Genomic DNA, 23,265 nt, shown 5'->3' with positions numbered 1-23,265 from the left:
GTGTTAAAACTGAATGTTAGCGGGACACGGACGCGGGTTCCACGCCTTCCTGCTCTGTAACGGAATCCGGTTCCGGCGCGTTTTCAGGCGCAGGCCCAAGAAAGCGCGCAAATTCATCGCCCAGGGTCCGTCTGGACCAGTCTTCAACCACCGCCAGGCGATCGATAATGATCGAGGTTCGCCACCAGGTATCCTGGGCCAGCGGTGTGTAACGGGTAAATGCAATCGCAACGATCACCACCACCACGCCCCGCAAAAGGCCAAAACCCATTCCAAGCACCCGATCGGTGGCCGACAAGCCGGTAGCTCGAATCAGATGACCGATCATGTTGTTGATGATGGCACCGACGATGAGCGTTCCAAAGAAAAGTATGGCAAAAGCAGCAATCAGCCGGACAAGCGGTGTTTCAACCGTGCTCTCCAGCAGGGACTGCATCTGGGGGTGGAAGGTTCTGGCCAGGATAAACGCGCCCACCCAGGTCACCAGCGAGAGGGCTTCCCGTACAAAACCCCGTTTCAGACTGATGAGGGTGGAAACTGTAATCAGGGCGATAATGACCCAGTCAATCCAGATCAGCGCTTCCATTGAAAACCCGGTGGAGAAAAGGAAGCGCGAATTCTATCAGGAAACCCCGGTTCGCCAAACCGCAAGACACACATAAACCGGACCCCGGGCGTTATTTTTCGCCGGAGGTCACCAGACTGTTAAGACCAAAGGCATCGTCCAGAGCCCTTTTGGCGGATTCGGCCTCGGTTTTTGACGCAAAGGGCCCGCTGAAGACCCTTGTCAGCGTTGTGTCGCCGCGGACAACCTCCTGAAGATGCGAGCCATAGCCCTTTTCCCGGACCTGATCTCTCAAGCGTCGGGCGTTGTCGGCATTGCCAAAGCTGCCCAACTGCACCACCCAGGCGCCATCCAGCGACCGCTCATACTCTGCAGCTTCTGTGGCAGCATTCTCCGAGGTCTGTTCAGATGTCTGAGCCGGCTCATTGGTGGATTCCTGAGCGTTGCCGCTCTCGGGCTGGGCAGCATCGGACGAATCGGTTACGTCCTGCATCTCATCCTGGCCAGGCGCCTCTTCGAGGATACGATAACCCGGGGAATCCCCTGCTTCTTGCGCGCTTGAGGGTGCTGCCAGGCCGCTATCGCTGGACTCAAGACCGTAAGACGGCGCCGGCGCCAATTCCGATTCGGGCGCTTCCACTTCAGGGAAAGGCGGCTCTTCCGGAATCTTGATGGTTGTGGACGTGCGCTCGGAATGAGGCTCATCAAAAAGCATGGGAACAAAGATAACCGCCAGGGAAACAAGTACCAGCGCCCCGATTATTCTCTGTTTCAGTCCATCCACGTTGCTAGGCTCCCAACTGTTATGACTGCGCCCCGACGGGCACCCATGCGCAGATACTAACTGGCCGGCAAGCGGAACTCAAAGTGTCAGGCACGGCCATGGACAAAGTTTAAGGCGGCCTGCCTAGCTTCCGGCTACCTTGCCAGCGAGCAGAATCTCGCGTGCTTCAGCGACCGTGAAGAAAGAACCGAACACAACCACAAGATCGTTCGGGTCAGCCACGGCCAATGCTGAAACCAAGCCCTCCCGCACGGATTCAAAAGCCGTCGCCTGGATCCCTGAATCGGACAGTCTTGCTTGCAGGTCTTGACCGGACAGGCCTCTTGGTACCTTGAGACCGGCCAGATACCAGGCATCGACCACATCAACCATGGCTCTGCCCACACCTGCCACGTCTTTGTCCGCCAGGGCGCCATAAACACCATGCACCCGTCTGCCCGGGGATTTTAGTTGACTCAGCTGACCAGACAACCAACCGGCAGCATGAGGGTTATGGCCAACATCCAGGAAGATATCCGGTGCGGAACCAACACGCTCGAAACGCCCGGGTACACTCAGACCTGAAAGCACCTGCTCAATGACTGGTACCGGCAGGTTCGGTTCAAGCTCGCGTATGGCAACCACGGCGGCTGCCACGCTTTTGATCGGCAATGGACCGGCGGGCAGACGAATCGCCCGGCCTTTATGGCGAAGCTCTACCGCCGGAGCATCATCGCCTGCTTGCTGCTCAGTCACTAGCTCATAATCACGCCCCAGCAGAGCCAGTTCGACTTTCTGCGCAGTGGCCTGCTGGAGCACCGAACGTGGCGGATCGGAATCGGCATAGACCGAGGGGATGCCCGGCCTAAGGACACCGGCCTTTTCAAACCCGATGACTTCGCGATTGTCGCCAAGGAAGGCAACATGATCGATGTCCACCGATGTCAGGATGGCAAAATCCGCGTCCAGGACATTGACAGCATCCAGCCGCCCACCCAGGCCAACCTCCAGCACCCAGTCGTCGAGGCCCGCACCGGCAAAGGCCACGAAAGCGGCAAGGGTTCCGAATTCGAAATAGGTAAGAGAGACATTGCCGCGTGCTTCTTCGACGGCTTCGAATGCGCTGACAAGCGCGTCGTCGGAGATATCCTCACCATTAAGACGCACACGTTCGTTATAGCGTTGTAGATGGGGCGAGGTGTAGGCGCCAGTCCGGCGGCCAGCCGCGCGCAAAAGCGCCTCAACAGTAGCAACCGCGCTGCCTTTGCCGTTAGTGCCAGCCACAGTGATGATCCGGGCGGACGGCTTTCGTCGGAACAACCGCCGCAGGACCACGAGGACCCGGTCCAGGCCAAGATCAATCTCTGTAGGGTGTATCGCTTCCAGGTAGGTAAGCCACTGATCGACGGTGGCACCAGCCCCCGGCGATGCCGGGGGCTGGTCTGCAGGGTTACTCGGCAGGGGCATCGGTTTCGGGCTTCTCCGAGACTTCAAACTCGATCGGGTCTTCGGTTCCCGGGCGCTCCTGGCCGGTAAACTTGGCCAGCACATGAGCAATGCGTTCGCGCATCTGGTGGCGATGGAGAATCATGTCAATCGCGCCGTGCTCAAGCAGGAACTCACTACGCTGGAAACCTTCCGGCAGTTTTTCACGAACCGTCTGTTCTATAACCCGGGGGCCGGCGAAGCCGATCAATGCGTTTGGCTCTGCAATGTTGAGATCCCCCAGCATGGCCAGACTGGCGGACACGCCACCGAAGACAGGGTCCGTCATCACAGAGATATAGGGAATACCCTCAACTTTCATCCTCTCAAGCACAGCGGCTGTCTTCGACATCTGCATCAACGACAGGATCGCTTCCTGCATGCGGGCGCCGCCGCTGGCTGAGAAGCAGACCAACGGGATACGCTCCTTGAGAGCAACATTTGCGGCCTGGACAAACTTCTCCCCGACCACTTGCCCCATAGAGCCACCAAGGAATCCAAATTCGAACGCGCAGGCAACTAAAGGAACCCCGAGCGTCGTGCCTTTCATTGCTACGAGGGCATCCTTTTCCCCAGTGGCTTTCTGCGCCTGGGACAAACGATCTTTGTAGCGCTTACTATCCTTGAACTTCAATCGGTCCCAAGGCTCAAGCTCAGCGGCAACTTCTTCACGACCCTCTGGATCAAGAAAAATTTCGAGTCGCCGACGCGCAGTCACCCTCAGGTGGTGGTTGCATTTGGGGCAAACATCCAGGTTTTTCTCAAGTTCCGGCTTGTAGAGAAAGGCACCGCATTTGGGGCATTTCTTCCACAACCCCTCCGGAACGCCCGTTCTCTGCTTCGACTCCGAGCGAATCTTGCTCGGCATTATCTTGTCCAGCCAGTTACTCATGGTCTCATCCTGTCCTTTGACGCCTGTTTGCCCTCCTCCCCTTCATTCAGGAGGCGAGACTGTCCAGTGCTTCACGCATCGGGTGGAGCAGATCCGTCAATGCCCGCTTGAGCTGGTCGGTATCTGCCTGATTTCTGGCTATTGTATCGACCAGGACGCTGCCAACAATTACACCATCGGATACCCGACCGACCGCCGCGGCAGTTTCCGCATCACGAATACCGAAACCAACACCCACTGGGAGAGCTGTCAGTTCGTGAATATGATTCACCTTGGCAGCTACCTCTTCCACGTTGATGGTGGCCGATCCCGTCACACCCTTGATAGAAACATAGTACACATAACCGGAGGAGTGCTCACTGATTGCCCGGATCCGGTCATCGGTCGTGGTTGGTGAAAGCAGGAAGATGGCGTCGAGATTTCGCTGGGTGAACAGCGGAGCAACCTCGTCGGCCTCTTCCGGTGGCAAGTCAACGGTCAGAATGCCGTCGACGCCAGCATCCTTGGCAGCATCCGCAAAACGCTCGTAGCCCATGGCTTCCATCGGGTTCAGGTAGCCCATCAAAACCACCGGAGTTGCGTCGTCTGACTTCCGGAACTCCTTGACCATGGCAATCACCTGCCTCAGCGAGGTACCGTGCACCAGGGCCCGCTCACAGGCAAGCTGGATTACCGGGCCGTCTGCCATGGGGTCAGAGAACGGCACCCCCAGCTCGATAATATCTGCCCCCGCCTCAACCAGCGTGTGCATCAGATCTACCGTGACATCGGGATGCGGGTCACCGGCAGTAATATAGGGAATAAGTGCCTTACGACCTTGTCCTTTCAGGGCCTTGAGGACCCCTTCAATTCGGCTCATGCCTGCTCCTGTTAATTCTTCAGATCTCGATGCCTTCAAGCTTGGCAACCGTGTTAATGTCCTTGTCGCCACGCCCGGAAACGTTAATGACAACGGTCTGGTCCTTGTCCATGGTCGCCGCCAGTTTGATGGCATAAGCAACAGCGTGAGCCGTTTCCAGCGCGGGCATAATGCCCTCGACGCGGGTCAATTTCCGGAACCCTTCCATCGCTTCGTCATCGGTAACGGACACATAATTGGCACGGCCAATGTCCTTCAACCAGCTGTGCTCGGGACCCACCCCTGGATAGTCCAGGCCGGCACTCACCGAATGCGTACCCGCGATCTGGCCATTTTCGTCCTCCATCAGGTAGGTGCGGTTACCGTGAAGCACGCCAGGACGACCGGCACAGAGTGGTGCCGCGTGTTTGCCAGTATCAATGCCCAGGCCGCCAGCCTCGACACCGTAAAGCTGTACCGATTCGTCAGAAAGGAACGGATAGAACATGCCAATGGCGTTGGAACCACCACCCACACAAGCGACCAGGGCATCCGGCAATTTGCCGGTTTTCTCCAGCGCCTGACGACGGGTTTCACGACCGATTACCGACTGGAAATCCCGGACCAGCAGCGGATATGGATGCGGCCCCGCAACGGTACCAATGATATAGAAAGTGTCGTCCACGTGAGCCACCCAGTCACGCATCGCATCGTTCATGGCATCCTTTAGGGTTTTGGTGCCACCCTGAACGGCATGTACCGTCGCGCCCAGAAGCTTCATCCGGAACACGTTCAGAGACTGTCGCTGGACATCCTCCGCGCCCATGAACACATGGCATTCAAGACCCAGACGCGCGCAAACAGTGGCAGTGGCAACACCGTGCTGACCCGCACCGGTTTCGGCAATGATCCGCTTTTTACCGAGGAAACTGGCAAGCAGCGCCTGGCCGATCGTGTTGTTCACCTTATGGGCACCGGTGTGACAAAGATCTTCACGTTTGAGCCAGATCTGGGCGCCGCCGGTTTCACGGCTGAGACGCTCGGCGAAATACAGCGGGGTTGGCCGGCCAACATAGTCCGCCAGTTCCTTGTCGAACCGCGCCTGGAATTCCGGATCCTTCTTCAGGCGGGCGTATTCTTTCTCGAGCGTCATCAGGGAATCCATCAGAGTCTCGGAAACAAATCGCCCACCAAAGGCCCCGAAGTGACCCCGCGCGTCCGGCAGTGCGCTCAGCATTTCTTCAGTCAGTTTTACAGACACGGTGAACCTCTTTAATAAAATGAGAAATTTTCTGGATATCCTTGATGCCTTTGCCCTGTTCAACACCGCCACTGACATCTACAGCCCAGGGTTTCACCTGTTTCACAGCGGCAAATACGTTATCAGATGACAAACCCCCGGCCAATATGATCGGAAGCGGCCGGTAGTCAGGGATCAGATCCCAGTTAAACGATTTTCCTGTGCCTCCGTACCGGTCTGGATCCCAGGCATCGACCAGCAGGCCGGAAGCGTTGTGAAACTCCTCGAAGGCGGCTTCAATCTGCCCTGCCTTTCGGACCCGGATGGCCTTGATCCAGCGTCGACCAAAACTGGCACATAAATCCGCCGATTCGTCGCCATGAAACTGCAGCAAATCCAGTGGCACCCGCTCGAGAACCGCCTCGACTTCCTGCCTGGATGGATTAACAAATAATCCGACCACCGACATGAACGCCGGAACACGCTTTGCCAGTTCGGCGGCCAGCTCCAGAGAAACGGAACGGGGACTCGGTTCATAAAAAACCAGGCCCAGGGCGTCGGCGCCGAATTGAACAGCCCCGTCAATATCCTCGGGACGGGTAAGGCCGCAAATTTTGACCCTTGCGCTCATTGGCTCGGAACCCGCTGTTTGACATGGATGTGTGTTGGGGTGAACGGACTGTTCTCTTCCCGAGTGAACCAGGGCCGCAGAAAGCCCGGGCCGCATTCGACATCGGGAATCCCGAATTCGTCCGGGTACCCCACATCGACCAGATACAGACCATGGGGAGGCGCGGTTACACCTGCAGCTGTCCGATCTCTGGCGACCAGTATCTCATGAATCCACTCCGGTCGCTGCTTTCCCGAACCAACCGCCATCAGGGCGCCGGCGATATTCCGGACCATGTGATGCAAGAACGCATTGGCCTGAACGTCTATTACGACAAAATCCCGCTTCCGGGTTACCGAAATACGCTCCAGAAACCGAATCGGTGTTCGAGACTGGCACCCGGCCGCACGGAAAGAGGAAAAGTCATGTTCTCCGGCCAATGCCTGCGCGGCCTTGTGCATGCGATCTGCGTCCAGTGGGCGGAAGGTCCAGCTTACCTGGCCCCGCTGTATACCCGGACGCACTGGATGGTTATAGATGATGTAACGATAACGCCGATAGGTCGCGGAAAATCGAGCGTGGAAATCACCGACTCCATTTCCGGCCCAGTGCACGGAAATGTCATCGGGCAGCGCCGTGTTTATACCCATAACCCAGGAGCGCAGGTTACGGACAGAGGGAGTGTCAAAATGAGCGATTTGATAGCTGGCGTGCACGCCGGCATCGGTACGGCCCGCACACACCAGATCAACTGCATGGTTCGCAACCTTTGCCACCGCTGCCGTCAGTTCCGCTTCTACCGATCGGACACCGGATTTCTGGAACTGCCAGCCATGAAACCCACGCCCATCATATTCGAAGGCAAGTGCGACGCGGCCCGCGCCTACGGCGTTATCGGTGGTGAGCTGCTGAGTCTCGAGAAACAAGTGCGAATCCGAAGAGAGTGGTTCTATAAAAACAAAGCGCCGACCTTGTTGCCGGGAAGATACCCGGCGGCCGGCGCTTGCTACCTGTCAGAACCGATTATAACGGATCAGGACAGATTTTTAAGGAGGTCTTGCGCCTCTGCTTTCTGGTCTTCGTTTCCTTCAAGGGAGACTTCTTCCAAGATGTCGCGAGCTCCGTCGGTGTCACCCATCTCGATGTAGGCCCGCGCGAGATCCAGCTTGGTAGCGGCCTCATCAGTTCCGGCCAGGAAGTCAAAATCGTCCTCGTCACCGAGTTCGCTTTCCTCAATGTCCGCAGCCTGCGATTTGCGCGACTCATCGGAAACCTCATCAGACGCAACCGGGAGATCAAGATCACTCTCAGGTGTCTCCGACTCTTCGAGCTCATCGGTTACACCCAGCTGCTCGAGATCCTCGGCATCTTCAACCGTCTGTTCAGGATCCGCTTCCTCTGCATCGCCCTCACCGAGCGTGTCCTCAAGACCAAGCTCTTCATCGAGTGACGCCTCTTCGCTCTCCTCGGAGTTGGCTGAATCGGCAGAATCGGAAAACTCTTCCATCAGTGCCAGGTCTTCATCGGACACGTCCAGTTCCAGGTCATCCAGTGAAGATTCTTCCATCTCAGTGCCACCAAGCTCGTCTTCTTCACCGGCTACCTTGTCCAGCTCAGCATCGAGCTCGTCCAGGAATGACTCGTCCAGCGAATCAATATCCGATTCGCCGTCAGTATCAGCACTCTGCTCAGTGCCTTCCTCGGATGTGGTTTTAGGCCTTTCGTCTGGCAGCTCCTCCGCCAGGTCTCCTTCGTCCAGATCACCCTCTTCCAGATCAAGGCTCAGGTCGTCATCAGAATCGTCAAGCCCCTGCTCTGCGCCGGATGGCTTGTCAGAGTCCTCTTCGAATTCCGAAGACAGATCCCAGTCTGTGGACTCCTCAAGCTCGGAGGTGTCTTCGGTCGAAGGCTTTTCTTCGTCCGATTCCAGCTCCAGGCCCGACAGATCGTATTCGATCATATCGTCACGGCTTTCTTCTTTGCCCTCGCCGGATGCGTCCTCCTTGCTGGCCTCGGATTCGTCAAGCTCATCAAGCTCGAAATCAGACAGGTCAGTCTCTGAAAGGTCCGAATCAAAGTCGCCAAACTCGTTCTCGGCCGGCTCTTCTTTCTCAGCATCAAACTGATCGGCGAGAAGTTCTTCAGATTCAGGCTTGTCCTGCTTCTCAATGGACTCATCACCGGTTTCGTCAGAATCATAGGACGTAGCAAACGAATCGGAACGTAACTGAGACTCAAGGTCATCGATGCTGGGCATCGACTCCGCCTCTTCCAGCCGCGCGCGCAGCTCGTTCGCAGTGGTCAGCGCTTCTTCATCGTCCAGAGCCTCGACCTCTCCGAATTGTTTTTCGAAAGAGTCGCGATCCTGGGTATCTGCGTAGACACCGAGCAGCTTCAAGCGCAGATCGGTGCGACTGGGCTCACGGGAAATTGCGGTTTCCAGAGCTTGGGCAGCCCGATCATGCTGACCATAGGCAATGTAAGAGTCAGCCTCGGCCAGGGCGTCGCCAGCCGCAGATTGCTGATCCTCTTCATCCAGGCTCAGATCGAAGGAATCCGTTTCTTCGTCGGTTTCATTGTTCAGCTGTTCGTAAAACGCCTTTTCCCGGTTTGCATTGCGGCGGGCAAGCAGCAGGAGAAGCAACAGCAGAACGATCAGACCGCCACCAAGGGCAATCTGATACATCGGATTACCAGTTATGGCATCAATAACGTTACCGGGGAAACCTTTATCGGCAGCCGGAGCCTGTTGAGCAGGCTTGGGCGCAGGCTCTGCAGATTGCTCTGTTTGTGTCGGGGCTGGCTCCGCCGCCTCAGTTGCTTCAACCGCATCATCGGTAGCCGCAACCGCGGGCTCATCCGCTCCAGACATTTCAGCCTGTTCTGATGCGTCACCGGCATCGGCACCCATCTGATCATCGGTTGCCTGATCGGAACCGACCATTTCGTCAGTTTCATCGACCATAGCCTCGGACTCGGCCATGTCGCCTGATTCACCCGCAGCTTCCGCATCCCCAGCTTCACCGTCCATCATGTCCGAATCGACGGGTGCCGTATCACCTTCAACGGCCTCGTCCATGGCGACAGATTCCGCTGCTCCGTCATCGGCAGCCGGACTTTCAACGGGTGCGGTCTGCTCTGCCGTTTCATCACCAGCAGTCTGCTGCATTTCAGCAAGCTGGGTATTCTTGAGCTCAAGCAGGCGCTGCAGAGTTTGCACCTGGTCCTGCAGGTCCTCAACACGACTGTTCAGCTCATCGTTCTCCCGGCGAGCGCTTTCGAGCTCTTCCATCGCGACCGCTGTGCCGGCATCAACGCCGCCCGGCAGTTCGCTGTCACCGCCCGCGGAGCCACTTTCGCTGGCCTCACTGCCGGCGTCCTCGGACACCACGAGTTTGAGTTCATCACCTCCGGCGCCAGCCTGCTGTTGAGGCGCGGACGCTGCCTGCTGCTCGGCGGTTGCATCGACTGTGCGCTGGGGAGTCTGGAATTCCTGATTCTGCTGTGCAACCACGCGAGTAGCTTCAGCGCGAGTTCGACTCTGGATCTGGTCCAGAGACGGGACACGCAGCACTTCACCGCGCTTCAGTCGATTGATGTTATTGCCAATGAATGCGTTCGGGTTCAGGTCCTGGATTGCTAGCATGACCTGCTGCATAGAGACACTGTTGTCTGGACGCACTTGAGACGCGATGGTCCACAATGTGTCTGAAGCTCCGGTGGGCCCGAATGTATCAGCCTGATATCCGGAACCCAGCGACCGCTCGGCCTGAGCCTGGCGACGAACTGATTCGGCACTGCGAGTGGTCGTCGGCTGGCTGGTTGCCTGGGACGTGGAGACTGTTGGAGCGCTGACCTGTTCCTGCACGCCGGACTCTTCCGCGTATACAGGTGGATCCACCAGAACGGCGTATTCCCGCATTAACCGGCCGTTTGGCCAGGTCAACTCAAGCAGGAAGTTGAGGTACGGTTCCCTCAGAGGTTCACGGGAGGACACATTGACAATGAGACTGCCATCATTGCCGGTGACCACCTGGAACCTGAGCTTACTGAGAAACTGGTTGCGATCCAGCCCCACCCGCTCATATGCCTGTTCCGAGGCAATATTGACGAACACGTCCGCTGGATTGACGCCACGGCTTTGGGGCAGAACAATCTCTGCGTCCAGTGGCTCGTTCAGATAGGACTGAAGTTCTATTTCACCCAGCCCCAGGGCCTGTGCGACGCCGGATCCGAGCCCTCCCGCCAGAGCCAGGGCAACCGCAAGCTTGCGTACCTTCATGCTTTTTCCTTTCCAGTCTCCGTTATTCGTTACTGCTCTTTTTTAAACAGAATCGGACGAGGTTGGATGACTTTCGTCTTGATAATTCTCGTTATTATGTGTTCTTTTTAATTTTCAGTCCGGCAAGTATTGTTGATAAAACCTCTTTTATCAATCAATCAATCAGCCGCAATCCTTGTACCATTTTTTTATCAATCACGCGGAACTACCTAGCGCTCTTGAAAATAACAGGGGCGGAGGCTGAAATCAGCCTCCGCCCCCTCACCGGTTTATCGAAACCGGACACAGTTGGCATTTATTGCCTCTGTGTAACAATTTTTAACGCTCCTGAAGGATCCGGAGCATACGGCGCAGCGGCTCAGCGGCACCCCACAGGAGCTGATCACCCACCGTAAACGCGGAAATGTATTCCGGCCCCATGGTCAGCTTGCGGATACGGCCGACAGGAACGCTCAAGGTACCGGTCACCTTCGCTGGAGTAAGTTCCTCAATGGTCGCATCACGATCATTGGGAATCACTTTCACCCAGTCATTCGCTTTCGCAAGGATCGACTCGATTTCAGAAACCGGGAGATCCTTCTTCAGCTTGATTGTCAGCGCCTGACTGTGGGAGCGCATTGCGCCAATCCGCACACAGATGCCGTCGATGGGAATCGGGTTATCGGAGCGCCCGAGAATTTTGTTGGTCTCGACCCCCGCCTTCCACTCTTCCTTGCTCATGCCGTTGTCGAGCTGCTTGTCGATGAACGGGATAAGACTGCCGGCCAGGGGCACCTGGAAGTGCTCGGTCGGGAAGCCGTCCGAACGCATGGTTTCGGTTACCTTGCGGTCAATCTCCAGAATCGCGGAGGAAGGATCATCCAGCTCGGACTGGACGCTTTTGTTGAGCTCGCCCATCTGGTTCAACAGCTCGCGCATGTTCTGAGCGCCAGAACCGGAAGCCGCCTGATAAGTCATGGGCGACACCCACTCGATCAGATCCTGTTCAAGCAGGCCACCCAAAGCCAGCATCATAAGGCTCACGGTGCAGTTACCACCGATGTAGTCCTTGACGCCTTTCTCAAGCGCAGCATCAATCACGTTTCGGTTGACCGGATCCAGAACAATCACAGAGTGGTCGACCATCCGCAGGGTGGAGGCTGCATCAATCCAGTAACCTTCCCAGCCCGCGTCACGGAGCTTCTGATAAACCGCGCCGGTGTAGTCGCCACCCTGACAGGTCACGATAACATCCATGGTTTTCAGAATCTCGACGTCAAACGCGTCCTGCAGAGGAGGAACGTCGTCTTTACCCACGTCCGGCGCAGGCTTGCCAGCCTGGGATGTGGTGAAAAACACCGGTTCGATATCGGCGAAATCGTTTTCTTCACGCATGCGTTGCATGAGGACCGAGCCCACCATGCCACGCCAACCTACAAGTCCAACTCGCTTCATGTGCGATCTTCAGACCTCGTTTTATGCCCGCCCCATGCCTTTATCGCTGGCAGGGACAGGATGGGTGATCCCGCGGCAACTGCATCGCGTTGCCGTCGGGTCTCAAATACGCCTGTCAGGGCCTGGCCTCTTTACAGCGCAGCCAGAACCGCCTCCCCCATTTCCCGGGTGGACACTTTCTTTGCGCCCTCAGACATGATGTCCGCTGTTCGCAGACCCTGATCCAGGACCTTGCTGACCGCCGCTTCAATGGCTTCAGCAGCTTTTTCCTCATTCAGACTGTACCGCAGCATCATGGCAGCACTGAGAATGGTGGCCAGCGGATTGGCAATGCCCTGCCCGGCAATATCCGGCGCAGACCCGTGGCAGGGCTCATACATGCCCTGCTTTTCGGAGTTCAGCGACGCCGATGGCAACATGCCGATCGAGCCGGTGAGCATAGCCGCTTCGTCCGAAAGAATATCACCAAACATGTTGCCAGTCACAATCACGTCAAACTGCTTGGGGGCACGGACCAGCTGCATGGCAGCATTGTCCACGTACATATGAGATAGCTCCACGTCCGGATATTCCCGGCGGAGATCGTTCATGATTTCCCGCCATAGAACAGTCACTTCCAGCACGTTGGCCTTGTCCACGGAGCACAGCTTCTTGCCCCGCTGCTGCGCGGCTTCAAAAGCCACCCGCCCGATACGACGAATTTCCGATTCTGTGTAGGCGTAGGTGTTGTAACCCTGGCGCTCTCCGCTCTCAAGTTCGCGCACACCGCGCGGCTGACCAAAATAGATGCCGCCAGTCAGTTCACGGACAATCATGATATCCAGCCCGGAAACAACTTCCGGCTTCAAAGAAGAGGCGGACGCCAGTTGCGGATAAAGAATTGCCGGGCGCAGGTTTGCAAACAGCTCCAGGTTAGAGCGCAACCCCAGCAACCCCTTCTCCGGGCGCTTGGCCATCGGCAGACTGTCCCACTGAGGACCGCCCACGGCACCCAGAAGGATCGCGTCGGCTCTGGTGGCCTTTTCGAGGGTTTCATCCGGCAGCGGTGTGTCGGTTTCATCAATCGCCGCACCACCCACGAGGCCGGACTCGAAGCTCAGGCCGAGATTGAACTGATCATTGATCTTGTTGAGCACTTTTTCCGCTTCAGCGACAATTTCCGGACCGATACCGTCGCCGGGAAGCATCAGGATAGTTCTGGGCATGTTTTTTCCTTGTTCCATTCCTTCAGGTCGAATTAGCGCCAGCGTAATCCGACAGCCTATTCAACCCCCGGCACCAAACAGCCAGGGCGCAGTTTTACGGCGGCTTTCTTCATAAGACCGGATCAGCTCAGCATCTTCCAGCGTCACGCCAATATCATCCAGGCCGTTCAGCAGGCAATGACGACGGAAATCATCCACCTCAAAGGTAAAGGTTTCGCCGGATGGGGTAGTTACAGTCCTGGCTTCCAGGTCGACTGCCAACTGATAGCCTTCACTCTGCTCCACTTCCCGGAAAAAACGATCGACAATTTCCTCAGGAAGAACAATGGGTAACAACCCATTCTTAAAGCAGTTATTATAGAAAATATCGGCAAAACTCGGAGCAATAATTACCCGGAACCCGAAATCCTCCAGAGCCCAGGGTGCGTGCTCCCGGCTTGAACCACAGCCAAAGTTACGTCGCGCCAACAATACACTGGCGTTCTTGTAGCGGTCCTGATTCAGGACAAAATCCGGATTAATCGGACGGGTGGAACAATCCTGATCCGGTTTGCCTTCATCCATATACCGCAACTCATCAAACAGGTTCGGGCCGAAACCCGTGCGCTTGATGGACTTCAGAAACTGCTTGGGAATAATCATGTCCGTATCCACGTTGGAACGGTCCATGGGGGCGACAACGCCCTGGTGTTGCTTCAATGCGCGCATGGTTCTCTCCTGTGGATCAGTTCATCAGCTCGCGGACATCAACGAAATGACCGGTTACTGCGGCAGCAGCAGCCATGCCCGGGCTCACCAGATGGGTACGCCCGCCAAAGCCCTGACGGCCTTCGAAGTTCCGGTTTGACGTGGAAGCACAATGCTCCCCCTGCCCCAGCTTGTCGGCGTTCATGGCCAGACACATCGAACAGCCCGGGTCGCGCCACTCAAGACCGGCTTCGATAAAGATCTTGTCCAGACCTTCCTGCTCCGCCTGGGCTTTCACCAGACCGGAACCGGGAACCACCATGGCCTGCTTCAGAATCGGCGACACCTTCCGCCCTTTCACCACGGCCGCGGCCTCGCGCAGATCCTCAATCCGGCTGTTGGTACAGGAGCCAATGAACACACGATCCAGCTTGATATCGGTAATCGCCATATTGGGCTGCAAACCCATGTACTTGAGAGCGCGAACAATGCCTTCACGCTTGATCGGATCGGCTTCCTGTTCCGGATCGGGCACCTTGCCATCAATTCCGGCCACCATTTCAGGCGACGTACCCCAGCTCACCTGCGGCTGGATTTCCGAGCCTTCGAGCTCAACAACCTTGTCGAAGACTGCATCGCTATCGCTATGCAAGGTGCGCCAGTATTCAACTGCAGCATCCCACTGCTCGCCCTTGGGCCCAAACGGACGATTGCGAACGTATTCGATGGTGGTGTCATCAACCGCTACCATACCAACCCGCGCACCGGCTTCGATGGACATGTTGCAGATGGTCATCCGCCCTTCCATGCTCAGGCCCTGGATGGCTTCGCCCCCAAACTCAATGGCGTGCCCGGTACCACCGGCAGTCCCGATCTTGCCAATGATGGCCAGCACAACATCCTTGCCGGTAACGCCCGGCCCCAGCTTGCCATTGACCTTCACCAGCATGTTTTTCATTTTCTGCTGCACCAGGCACTGGGTAGCCAGCACATGCTCAACTTCACTGGTGCCAATACCATGAGCCAGGCAACCGAAAGCACCGTGGGTAGATGTATGGGAATCCCCACAAACAATACTCATGCCCGGCAACGTTGCGCCCTGCTCGGGCCCGATAACGTGCACGATGCCCTGGCGTTGATCCTTGATCTTGAACTCTAGAATCCCGAACTCGTCGCAGTTCTTGTCCAGTGTTTCCACCTGGATCCGGGAAACCGGGTCAACAATACCTTCGACACCACGATCACGATCCGTGGTAGGCACGTTGTGGTCCGGCGTCGCAATGTTGGCATCAATCCGCCACGGCTTCCGCCCCGCCAGACGCAGGCCTTCAAATGCCTGGGGTGATGTCACTTCGTGCAGTAACTGACGATCGATATAAATCAACGCGGAGCCGTCGTCGCGCTGTTTGACGAGATGATCGTCCCACAATTTGTCGTATAAGGTTTTGCCCGCCATGGTTCTCTCTCACTCTCTGGGGGTTTTTGGTTCTGACGTTTGATAACGGTATCTTACCGCCTGCGACCGGATAACCTCAATTCATGTTTTTTATCTATCGCATGCCTTATGGTAATACTTTAAGATTCTGAGAAGGTCGCATGAAGGGATAAGCCTCCCAAAACACGCCCGTAAATACATCCATGTAGGGCTCGGTCGCGCCATCCCTGGCGCTCCACGGTTTTGGGAGGCTCATCCCTCCATACTCCCCATGCGCTGCGGATATTGGCCACACTCTGGGGAGCGGGTTGGAGCAGCGTTTTCAAAACCGTAGAGGGCCAGGGATGGCCCGATTCGAGCCCACATGGACGTGCTTGTCGGCGTGTTTTGAAAACGCTGTTCCAACTCGGGACCTTCGGCCAAATTGAAAATCAGGAACGAATGCATGGATTCAAACGCATTAAAAGCTTTTCTGACCATTGTCGATCAGGGCTCCTTCTCAGAAGCCGCGGAAATCCTGCACCTGACACAGCCGGCCATCTCGAAACGCCTGGCCGCCTTGGAAAACCAGCTTGGCACCAGCCTGATCGATCGTAGCCACCGCCAGATTCGTCTGACCGATGCCGGCAGTCGTTTGCTTCCCCATGCACGTCGGATCCTCGATGAAATTCACAACGCCCGGGTGGCGTTGTCGCCGGACTCTGGACAAGTCCAGGGCGAGCTGCAAATCATCGCCAGCCATCACATCGGTCTGCATCATTTGCCAAATTGGCTACGACGGTTCAAACGGGAATACCCTCAGGTGTCCATCAACCTGCAGTTCATGGAATCCGATGCCGCCTACGAGCAGATGCGTAAACGTAATGCGGAGCTGGCATTCGTGACGCTGAGTGACAGCATGGAACCGAGCTTTCATGTGTTTGCCCAATGGCCGGACCAGATGGTGTTTGTGGTGGGCGCCGAGCACCCCCTGGCGTCACTCGAAAATCCGAGGCTTACAGACCTAGCAGACCACCCGGCACTATTGCCCGACACCAGCACCGCAACCTATCGGGTTGTGAGCCGGTTGTTTCTGGAGGCGAATCTGCACCTGAACCCGCAAATGCCAACCAACTACCTGGAAACCATCAAGATGATGACCAGTGTGGGCCTGGGCTGGAGTGTGCTGCCCCTGCGCATGATTGACGACAGCCTTAGGGTACTGGATGTGGGCAAGCCAGTTTCTCGTGTCCTCGGGGGGATCGGGTTATCCGGGCGGCAGCTCAGCAACGCGGCCAAAGCGTTACTCGCCATCGTACAGGAAGAGGAAAGCGCCTGAGGTTTAACCCTCGCCATGGGCTGGCGGCGGCCGAAGGCCTCGCCAGGTGATCACGATTGCGACGGCCATGGCGGCCGCACCACCCCAGAAAGCCGCCGAGGTACTGAACCCATCCACCAGGAAGCCCGACAACCAGGCCCCAAGCGCACCGCCAGCACCGAAGGTGAGGCCGCTGTATAGCGCCTGGCCCTGCCCGTGATGGTGCTTGCCAAAAAAGCCCTGGATGTACTGGACAGAGATTGCATGCAGCGCACCGTAGGATGCTGCGTGCAGCAGCTGGGCGAACAGCAGGACGAGGACAACATCCGTCAGCTCCGCGATCAGTACCCATCGAATCATGGTGAGCGTAAGCGCGCCGATCGCAATCTGGCGAACCGTGAAATTGCGCGTTAACCGGTGCATCACCAGAAACAGTGCGATCTCCGCAAACACACCCAGCGACCACAGCAAACCAATCGACAGCTTGCCGTAGCCGTGCTGCTCCAGATGGATACTGAAGAACGTGTAATAAGCTCCGTGCGAAACCTGCAGCAGGAAATTCATCAGAAAAAACGTCACCACTGCCGGGTGCGTGACGATGGCCTTTAAACTGCCTTTCGGAGCCGGCGGCTTTCGCTCACCTCGCTCCGCAGGCACCAGAAATGCGGATACGGCAATGCCCGCAAACACCGGAAGCAACAACCACGGGAGATTCTGAATCGGCACCAGTTCCAGCAAACCGCCAACCAGCGCAACCGCTCCGATGAACCCCACCGAGCCCCAGAGCCGAACCCGCCCGTATTTCTCTTTCTGCTCGCCCAGGGTTCGAAGCGTGATCACCTCATACAGCGGCAAGATCGCATTCCAGAAAAACGTGAACGCCAGCATGACCAGCAGCAGGCCATAGAACCCCGGTTCCATGAACACACCGGCGAAGAACAGCGAGCCGATGATGGCGCCGAACCGGACCAGACGAACCCGTTGGCCGGTCTTGTCGCCGAGCCAACCCCAGACGCTGGGCGCAATGATTTTGGTGAGCTGGATCGTCGCCATGAGGGTGGCGATCTGGAGGTAGGAAAAGCCCTGGCCCGCAAGGTAGAGGGACCAATACGGCAAGAGCCCGCCAAGGAGGGCGAAGAACCAGAAATAGAGGTTAGAGAGGCGCCAGTAGATAGAAATACCCCGCAAGTCCGGCTGTTTTGGCGGGACTCACTGCCCAAAAATGTGGAGCGCCAAGGATGGCGCGACCAAGCCCTACAGGGAAGTATTCACGGGCTTTTTTTGGGCAGTGAGTGCCGCCGAAGCAGCTTCACCAAGCCTGACAAACAAAATCAGAGCTGCCCAATCACCGGCGTAGAAACAGAAACATCCGCATTCTGCCCACGATGCCGCAGGTAATGGTCCATCAACACAATGGCCATCATCGCCTCCGCAATCGGCGTCGCCCGGATACCGACACATGGATCGTGCCGCCCGGTGGTAATAACTTCACAGGGATCGCCGTTCACATCAATACTGCGACCCGACAAGCGCAAACTCGACGTGGGCTTCAATGCGATACTGGCCACGATCGGTTGCCCTGAGGAAATACCTCCAAGCACACCACCGGCATTATTCGAAAGGAACCCTTCCGGCGTCATCTCGTCACGATGCTCGGTGCCCTTCTGGTCGACGCAGTCAAAACCGGCGCCAATCTCGACGCCCTTCACCGCATTGATGCTCATCAGTGCATGAGCCAGATCCGCATCCAAGCGGTCAAAGATCGGCTCGCCGAGACCCGGTGGCACGCCTTCGGCAACCACGTTGATCCGGGCACCGATGGAATCACCCTCCTTGCGCAGGGCATCCATATAAGCTTCCATTTCGGGAACCTTGTCCGCATCCGGGCAGAAGAACGGGTTCTGGTGAACCTGATCCCAATCCAGTTTCTCGGCCTTGATGGGCCCCAGTTGCGACAGATAGCCGCGAATCCGGATACCCAGGCGCTGTTCTAGGAACTTTCTCGCAACAGCACCCGCAGCAACCCGCATGGCGGTCTCACGGGCAGACGAACGACCACCGCCGCGATAGTCGCGAACACCATACTTGTGCATGTAGGTGTAATCAGCGTGAGCCGGCCGAAACTGTTCGGAGATCTTTGAGTAATCCTTGGACCGCTGATCGGTGTTTTCAATCAGCAGGCCAATCGGCGTTCCGGTGGTCTTACCCTCGAAAACGCCTGAGAGGATTCTCACCTCGTCGGCTTCACGACGCTGGGTTGTGTGCCGGGATGTGCCTGGCTTTCGGCGATCCAGGTCCCGCTGCATGTCCGCTTCCGAAAGCTCAAGTCCCGGAGGGCAGCCATCAATGATGCACCCCAGCGCAGGCCCGTGGCTCTCGCCGAATGAGGTAACCGTAAACAGTTTTCCGAAAGAGTTTCCCGACATAATTCAGTATCTTGTTCAGCTTTTATGAGAATTCAGTTTAACTGGAAGCCTGCCACTGACGCAGGTCCGGCTCGGTGATCAGAAAGACGCCATCGCCCCCATTCTCGAACTCCAGCCAGGTTAGTGGCAGATCCGGATACGCCTCATCCATTGCAACCCAGCTGTTACCGACTTCCACGACCAGTAGTCCACCAGGAGTAAGATGTTCGGCCGCTTTGGCAATGATTCTGTGAGCGATGTCGAGCCCGTCTTTACCGGCGGCAAGGCCCAGCTCAGGTTCGTGGCGGTACTCATCCGGCATGCTGGAGAGATCGTCTGCATCCACATAGGGCGGGTTGCTAACGATGACGTCGTAGCGACCTTCAATATTGTCAAAGACATCGGATTGTACGGTACGGACCCGCTCGCGGACTCCGTGCAGGTCGATATTGGATTCAGCCACTTCAAGTGCATCCGGAGAAATGTCCGACAGATCGACTTCCGCCTCGCCGAAAACAGATGCCGCACCAATGCCAATGCACCCGCTCCCGGTGCAAAGATCAAGGATGCGTTCCACCGGCTTGTCTCCGAGCCACGGCTGAAAGCCATTCTCGATCAGTTCACCAATGGGGGAACGCGGCACCAACACCCGTTCGTCAACATGAAAGGGCATGCCCATAAACCAGGCTTCACCGAGCAGATACGCCAGAGGTACGCGCTCATCCACGCGCCGGGCGATTCTTTCCAGTACCAGCTCCCGCTCTTCCCGCGTTAGACGGGCATCCAGGAACAGAGTGTTGTTTTCAAGGGGAAGGTGCAGGCTACGCATAACCAGCTGAACAGCTTCATCCCAGACATTGTCCGTGCCATGCCCGAAAAACAGCGGCGAAGCAGCAAACCGAGAGGAGGCGTAGCGGAGGTAATCCCGAACGCTGTGAAGGTCGTCAATAGGGCTGGTCACTAACGTACATCCTGTGCAAGAGCGTGTTAGCGCGGGATTATACGCTGTTTACCCGCTCGACTGCAGCCCGCCCCCGCCAACAAATTGTTCAGATAGCCAGAGGCCCGGAGCTGTTCCGGCTTTCTTCAAAGCGATCCAGCGCAGCAGCCATCCGCTCACGGCCCAGCTGAATCAATTCCGGGGCCTTGTGATAATCGTAGCTCCGACAGGCATTCTTCGGGATATTCACCAGCAAATCCGGCGGGTAGCCCGCGATCTTGTACTGCACAAGCGCACTCTGCATGGTCTCGATGGTGAGGTTCATCACATCGAATTTGCCGATCCCGAGCTTGTCCCAGTCGATGGTTTCGTGCTCTTCCTGGCTCTTCTTGTAAGCCGGCTTCTTCTCCGTCTGCTTTTGATGCTCTTTCTTGTGCACTGCCCGGCTGATCTTTTCTTCCGGGCTGTCACCGTTGTCCGGCTTCCGGGCAGTCAGGGATTTCAGGGCATCCCAGTCAAACCAGCGCGAGGCCTTCTCACGGATGGTATCCACCCACTCGTCCATATCCGTGTTTTCAGCCTCGCCCGGAGTAAACGCAGCGTCCGGAATCCGTCGACGGCGGTCATCCTCGCCACTGAGATTGACCGCAACGATGATGTCAGCGTGGGAGGAAATGGTCGGGATGATTGGCAAAGGATTGAGCAAGGCACCGTCCACGAGGACTCTGCCATTGAGAACGAGAGGTGTGACAACACTTGGAATCGCCACCGAAGCGCGGATAGCCTGATCCAGAGGCCCTTCCTGAAACCAGATTTCCTTGTGGGCGAGCAGATCTGTCGCCACGGCCGTAAAGGCAATGGGCAGGTTTTCGATCCGGGTATCTCCCAGCATTTCCCTTACAACCGAAAAAATCTTCTCGCCTCGAATAGCGCCCACGGAATTGAACGTTACATCCAGGAGCTTGAGGACATCGAACTGGCCCAGACCGGTAACCCAGTCCTTGTAGTCCTGCATCTTGCCGGCTCCGAACATACCGCCGATCAGGGCCCCCATGGAACAGCCGGAGATAGCAACGATGTCGTAGCCACGCTCCACCAGAACTTCGATGGCGCCGATGTGGGCATACCCTCTGGCACCACCACTTCCCAGCGTCAGAGCCACGGTCTTGCGCGGTTTGTTCCGGTCTTTGCCTTTTTCCGGGTTTGCCGGAGCACGGGTAGCGGAGACATCAGAGCTGCTCAGGACCTTCGAGACGTTGTCCTGCGGATCTTTCTCTGAGGGCTTGTCCTTTGGATCCTGATCGTCATCCTTTGATGTGCCCATAATCATTACCTCGAGATCACCACCACTTCTACCCGGTCGCCCTGCCTGTCTGGATCACTGAAGACACCTGCCGGCCCCACAACGATTATCTCCTGTTGAGCCCGGGAGACACCCGTTTTGGACAGGACCTCCGACAACGATTCGGTAGCCAGGCGGGCACGCTCCATCGCATCACTGAAGGACTCATCAGTCTCCAATACAGAATAGCCCACCAGTGCAACCACCGTACCATCTTCACGGGCCAGATCATTCACCCGCCTACGATCCGTTGCCTGCCAGTCGAACCGGTAGGTTACACCGCCTTGCCAGGGAACAATAATCGGCCCTTCAACGCGGTTGGCCATGGTGCCAAAGCCGGGAATGGTCGCGCCGGATTCGACCCGCAGGTGCTCCACCCACACATACTCCCGAAGGTTGCCGCGAGTCACCGTGTAAATGAGGGTCAGCCAACGGGCGCCGTCCTCGGCAACGGTGCCCGCCACCAGATAATCCTGGGTTGCATCACGGCCATAGAGAACCGCCTGATTAAAGATCTGGTTCGCCCATACGTTGCTTCTTCCACAACGGATACTGGAGCACTCGAACAGAATCTGGGCGTTTCTCTCGCGCAATAGAGCGAGGTAGTGGTCCCGCGCTTCCTCGCGACTTGAGTCTCGGGCAATCCGGTACAGGCGCCCTTCCCCAGTCACGGGCAAGCGGGCCAGGGTTTCGGAGCGAATCTCGTTATTGACTTCCCGCACGGGGCTGAACAATACCAGGTGTCCCGACGACTGAATCGAGACCGTATCTTCAAGCGTCGACTGTTGATAGGCCTCGGGCATATCCTCCGGAGCAGACTGCACACCGGAAGACAGAGCCAATAATCCGAGGATCGGAACCAAGAAACGTGTGAACAGTAATTTCAGCAAGCGATTACTCATTTTCCAGGAATTGTCTGATGGCTGTTGCAGCCGGCCCGGTCTCGCCATCCAGATGGCAATGGTGACCTCCCGGCACGTTAACGATCTGGAGGTTGGCGATAGCGTCAGCGCGTTTATCCAGATCCTTTCTGTACGAAAGAAGTCCTGCATCGGCTCTGACAAAAAGCACACGGGTTTCAATAGCAGACAGCGAAGCCAGCACCTGCTCTTCGGTCATCATCAATGGAGACGGGTGCCGTAACCTTGGGTCGGTCTGCCAGACGTAGCCCTCTCCCTCGGGTTTCATATTGCGCGGAATGAGCGTCAGCGCGGCCTCGGGGCTGAGCGGGCTCAGCCCGCCCTCCCGTGCTTTGGCGGCCGTGGCGATATCCGGATAGACAACCTGGCGGCCAGAGCCGGCAATGCGTTTTTTCACAGCTTTTCGGAGCTGGGGAATGGTTTCCTTAACCGGACGGCTCAGTGCGCCAAGGCTGTCGATCATCACCAGGTTTCGAATTCGCTCCGGAAAGGCAGCCGCGTAGAGCGCTCCGACAATCCCCCCAAGCGAGTGCCCGACCAGGTTGATCCTGCCATCCGGTGTTTCCTGGAAATAACGTTCAACCAGCTCGGCAAGATCCGCCACATAGTCCATCAAGAGGTAACTCTGCCCCTCTGGGCGGTGCCCGGAATGGCCATGCCCGGCGAAGTCCAGCGCGTAGACGGGCCCGAATCGCGCCAGCTCCGGTGCGAGCTTCACAAAGGTGAGGCTGTTATCGAGCCAGCCATGCAGCATTATGATCGGTGTAGTATCGTGGGCATCAGTAGCGGCAGGCCAGCTAAGACCGGCCAGGGTGATGTGCCGGAGTTTCCAATCGGACTCGCGGAACGACCGGGCGGGGTTTTCAATGCTCCCGTCCTTCACCTGGTTTCCGGGGGTGTTCGTGGGAAACGACATGTCGCTCAT

At 57.0% G+C, this 23,265-nt stretch carries 20 protein-coding genes; 1 reads left to right on the top strand and 19 read right to left on the bottom strand.

Translation table 11 applies throughout. The features are described from left to right. Nucleotides 1-16 precede the first annotated feature (16 nt). The 13 genes from AC13DD_RS16440 to leuC all read right to left on the bottom strand — a co-directional run bounded on the left by AC13DD_RS16440 (nucleotide 17) and on the right by leuC (nucleotide 15,457). Complete coding sequence (locus AC13DD_RS16440) at nucleotides 17-586, bottom strand: CvpA family protein (protein WP_008171742.1); 570 nt, start codon at nucleotides 584-586, stop codon at nucleotides 17-19. A 91-nt stretch (nucleotides 587-677) separates the two neighbouring features. Then, entirely contained in the window at nucleotides 678-1,349 is a 672-nt protein-coding gene (locus AC13DD_RS16435) for an SPOR domain-containing protein (RefSeq protein ID WP_008171743.1), read from the bottom strand. Between the two features lie 123 nt (nucleotides 1,350-1,472). After that, on the bottom strand, nucleotides 1,473-2,795 hold the full coding sequence (gene folC / locus AC13DD_RS16430; RefSeq protein WP_104271234.1) for a bifunctional tetrahydrofolate synthase/dihydrofolate synthase: 1,323 nt from the start codon (nucleotides 2,793-2,795) through the stop codon (nucleotides 1,473-1,475). Then, complete coding sequence (gene accD, locus AC13DD_RS16425; RefSeq protein ID WP_008171745.1) at nucleotides 2,779-3,705, bottom strand: acetyl-CoA carboxylase, carboxyltransferase subunit beta; 927 nt, start codon at nucleotides 3,703-3,705, stop codon at nucleotides 2,779-2,781. The genes folC and accD overlap by 17 nt, the downstream gene beginning before the upstream one ends. A 46-nt stretch (nucleotides 3,706-3,751) precedes the next feature. Then, the gene (trpA, locus tag AC13DD_RS16420) at nucleotides 3,752-4,564 is read right to left on the bottom strand and encodes a tryptophan synthase subunit alpha (protein WP_008171746.1); all 813 of its coding nucleotides are present in this window, start codon (nucleotides 4,562-4,564) and stop codon (nucleotides 3,752-3,754) included. A gap of 19 nt (nucleotides 4,565-4,583) precedes the next feature. Further along, a complete protein-coding gene (trpB, locus tag AC13DD_RS16415; RefSeq protein ID WP_373274847.1) occupies nucleotides 4,584-5,792 on the bottom strand; it encodes a tryptophan synthase subunit beta in 1,209 nt (402 codons plus the stop codon). Beyond that, nucleotides 5,785-6,414, bottom strand: coding sequence for a phosphoribosylanthranilate isomerase (locus AC13DD_RS16410; protein ID WP_482931498.1), 630 nt, complete (start codon nucleotides 6,412-6,414; stop codon nucleotides 5,785-5,787). Before AC13DD_RS16410 ends, trpB begins: the two co-directional genes overlap by 8 nt. Continuing rightward, nucleotides 6,411-7,319, bottom strand: a complete 909-nt coding sequence (gene truA / locus AC13DD_RS16405) for a tRNA pseudouridine(38-40) synthase TruA (RefSeq protein ID WP_482931497.1) — start codon at nucleotides 7,317-7,319, stop codon at nucleotides 6,411-6,413. The genes AC13DD_RS16410 and truA overlap by 4 nt, the downstream gene beginning before the upstream one ends. Before the next feature lie 107 nt (nucleotides 7,320-7,426). Beyond that, nucleotides 7,427-10,675, bottom strand: a complete 3,249-nt coding sequence (locus tag AC13DD_RS16400; protein ID WP_482931496.1) for a motility hub landmark protein FimV — start codon at nucleotides 10,673-10,675, stop codon at nucleotides 7,427-7,429. 318 nt (nucleotides 10,676-10,993) lie between these two features. After that, complete coding sequence (gene asd / locus AC13DD_RS16395; protein ID WP_273156528.1) at nucleotides 10,994-12,109, bottom strand: aspartate-semialdehyde dehydrogenase; 1,116 nt, start codon at nucleotides 12,107-12,109, stop codon at nucleotides 10,994-10,996. Between the two features lie 131 nt (nucleotides 12,110-12,240). After that, the gene (leuB, locus tag AC13DD_RS16390; RefSeq protein ID WP_041645234.1) at nucleotides 12,241-13,314 is read right to left on the bottom strand and encodes a 3-isopropylmalate dehydrogenase; all 1,074 of its coding nucleotides are present in this window, start codon (nucleotides 13,312-13,314) and stop codon (nucleotides 12,241-12,243) included. 60 nt (nucleotides 13,315-13,374) lie between these two features. Next, entirely contained in the window at nucleotides 13,375-14,022 is a 648-nt protein-coding gene (gene leuD / locus AC13DD_RS16385; RefSeq protein WP_482931495.1) for a 3-isopropylmalate dehydratase small subunit, read from the bottom strand. A 16-nt stretch (nucleotides 14,023-14,038) separates the two neighbouring features. Beyond that, nucleotides 14,039-15,457: a 3-isopropylmalate dehydratase large subunit gene (leuC, locus tag AC13DD_RS16380; RefSeq protein ID WP_482931494.1), complete on the bottom strand. Its 1,419-nt coding sequence runs from the start codon at nucleotides 15,455-15,457 to the stop codon at nucleotides 14,039-14,041. 424 nt (nucleotides 15,458-15,881) lie between these two features. Between leuC and AC13DD_RS16375 the strand changes: the two genes are divergently transcribed. Then, the gene (locus AC13DD_RS16375) at nucleotides 15,882-16,754 is read left to right on the top strand and encodes a LysR family transcriptional regulator (RefSeq protein WP_482931493.1); all 873 of its coding nucleotides are present in this window, start codon (nucleotides 15,882-15,884) and stop codon (nucleotides 16,752-16,754) included. 3 nt (nucleotides 16,755-16,757) lie between these two features. Here AC13DD_RS16375 and AC13DD_RS16370 read toward each other — a convergent pair whose 3' ends face one another. The 6 genes from AC13DD_RS16370 to AC13DD_RS16345 form a co-directional block, all read right to left on the bottom strand. Continuing rightward, the gene (locus AC13DD_RS16370) at nucleotides 16,758-17,921 is read right to left on the bottom strand and encodes an MFS transporter (RefSeq protein WP_199185519.1); all 1,164 of its coding nucleotides are present in this window, start codon (nucleotides 17,919-17,921) and stop codon (nucleotides 16,758-16,760) included. 143 nt (nucleotides 17,922-18,064) lie between these two features. After that, nucleotides 18,065-19,159: a chorismate synthase gene (gene aroC, locus AC13DD_RS16365; RefSeq protein ID WP_008171766.1), complete on the bottom strand. Its 1,095-nt coding sequence runs from the start codon at nucleotides 19,157-19,159 to the stop codon at nucleotides 18,065-18,067. A gap of 37 nt (nucleotides 19,160-19,196) precedes the next feature. After that, nucleotides 19,197-20,099, bottom strand: coding sequence for a 50S ribosomal protein L3 N(5)-glutamine methyltransferase (prmB, locus tag AC13DD_RS16360; protein WP_014577196.1), 903 nt, complete (start codon nucleotides 20,097-20,099; stop codon nucleotides 19,197-19,199). 88 nt (nucleotides 20,100-20,187) lie between these two features. Further along, nucleotides 20,188-21,402 (bottom strand): patatin-like phospholipase family protein, encoded by a 1,215-nt coding sequence (locus tag AC13DD_RS16355; RefSeq protein WP_039881905.1) that lies wholly within the window; start codon nucleotides 21,400-21,402, stop codon nucleotides 20,188-20,190. A 5-nt stretch (nucleotides 21,403-21,407) separates the two neighbouring features. After that, nucleotides 21,408-22,322 (bottom strand): DUF4892 domain-containing protein, encoded by a 915-nt coding sequence (locus tag AC13DD_RS16350; RefSeq protein WP_092032460.1) that lies wholly within the window; start codon nucleotides 22,320-22,322, stop codon nucleotides 21,408-21,410. Further along, entirely contained in the window at nucleotides 22,315-23,265 is a 951-nt protein-coding gene (locus tag AC13DD_RS16345) for an alpha/beta fold hydrolase (RefSeq protein ID WP_092032457.1), read from the bottom strand. The genes AC13DD_RS16350 and AC13DD_RS16345 overlap by 8 nt, the downstream gene beginning before the upstream one ends.

Source organism: Marinobacter sp. L-13, from assembly GCF_056857715.1.
The sequence above is the reverse complement of the archived record's forward strand: the minus strand, read 5'-3'. Positions and strand labels throughout refer to the sequence as shown.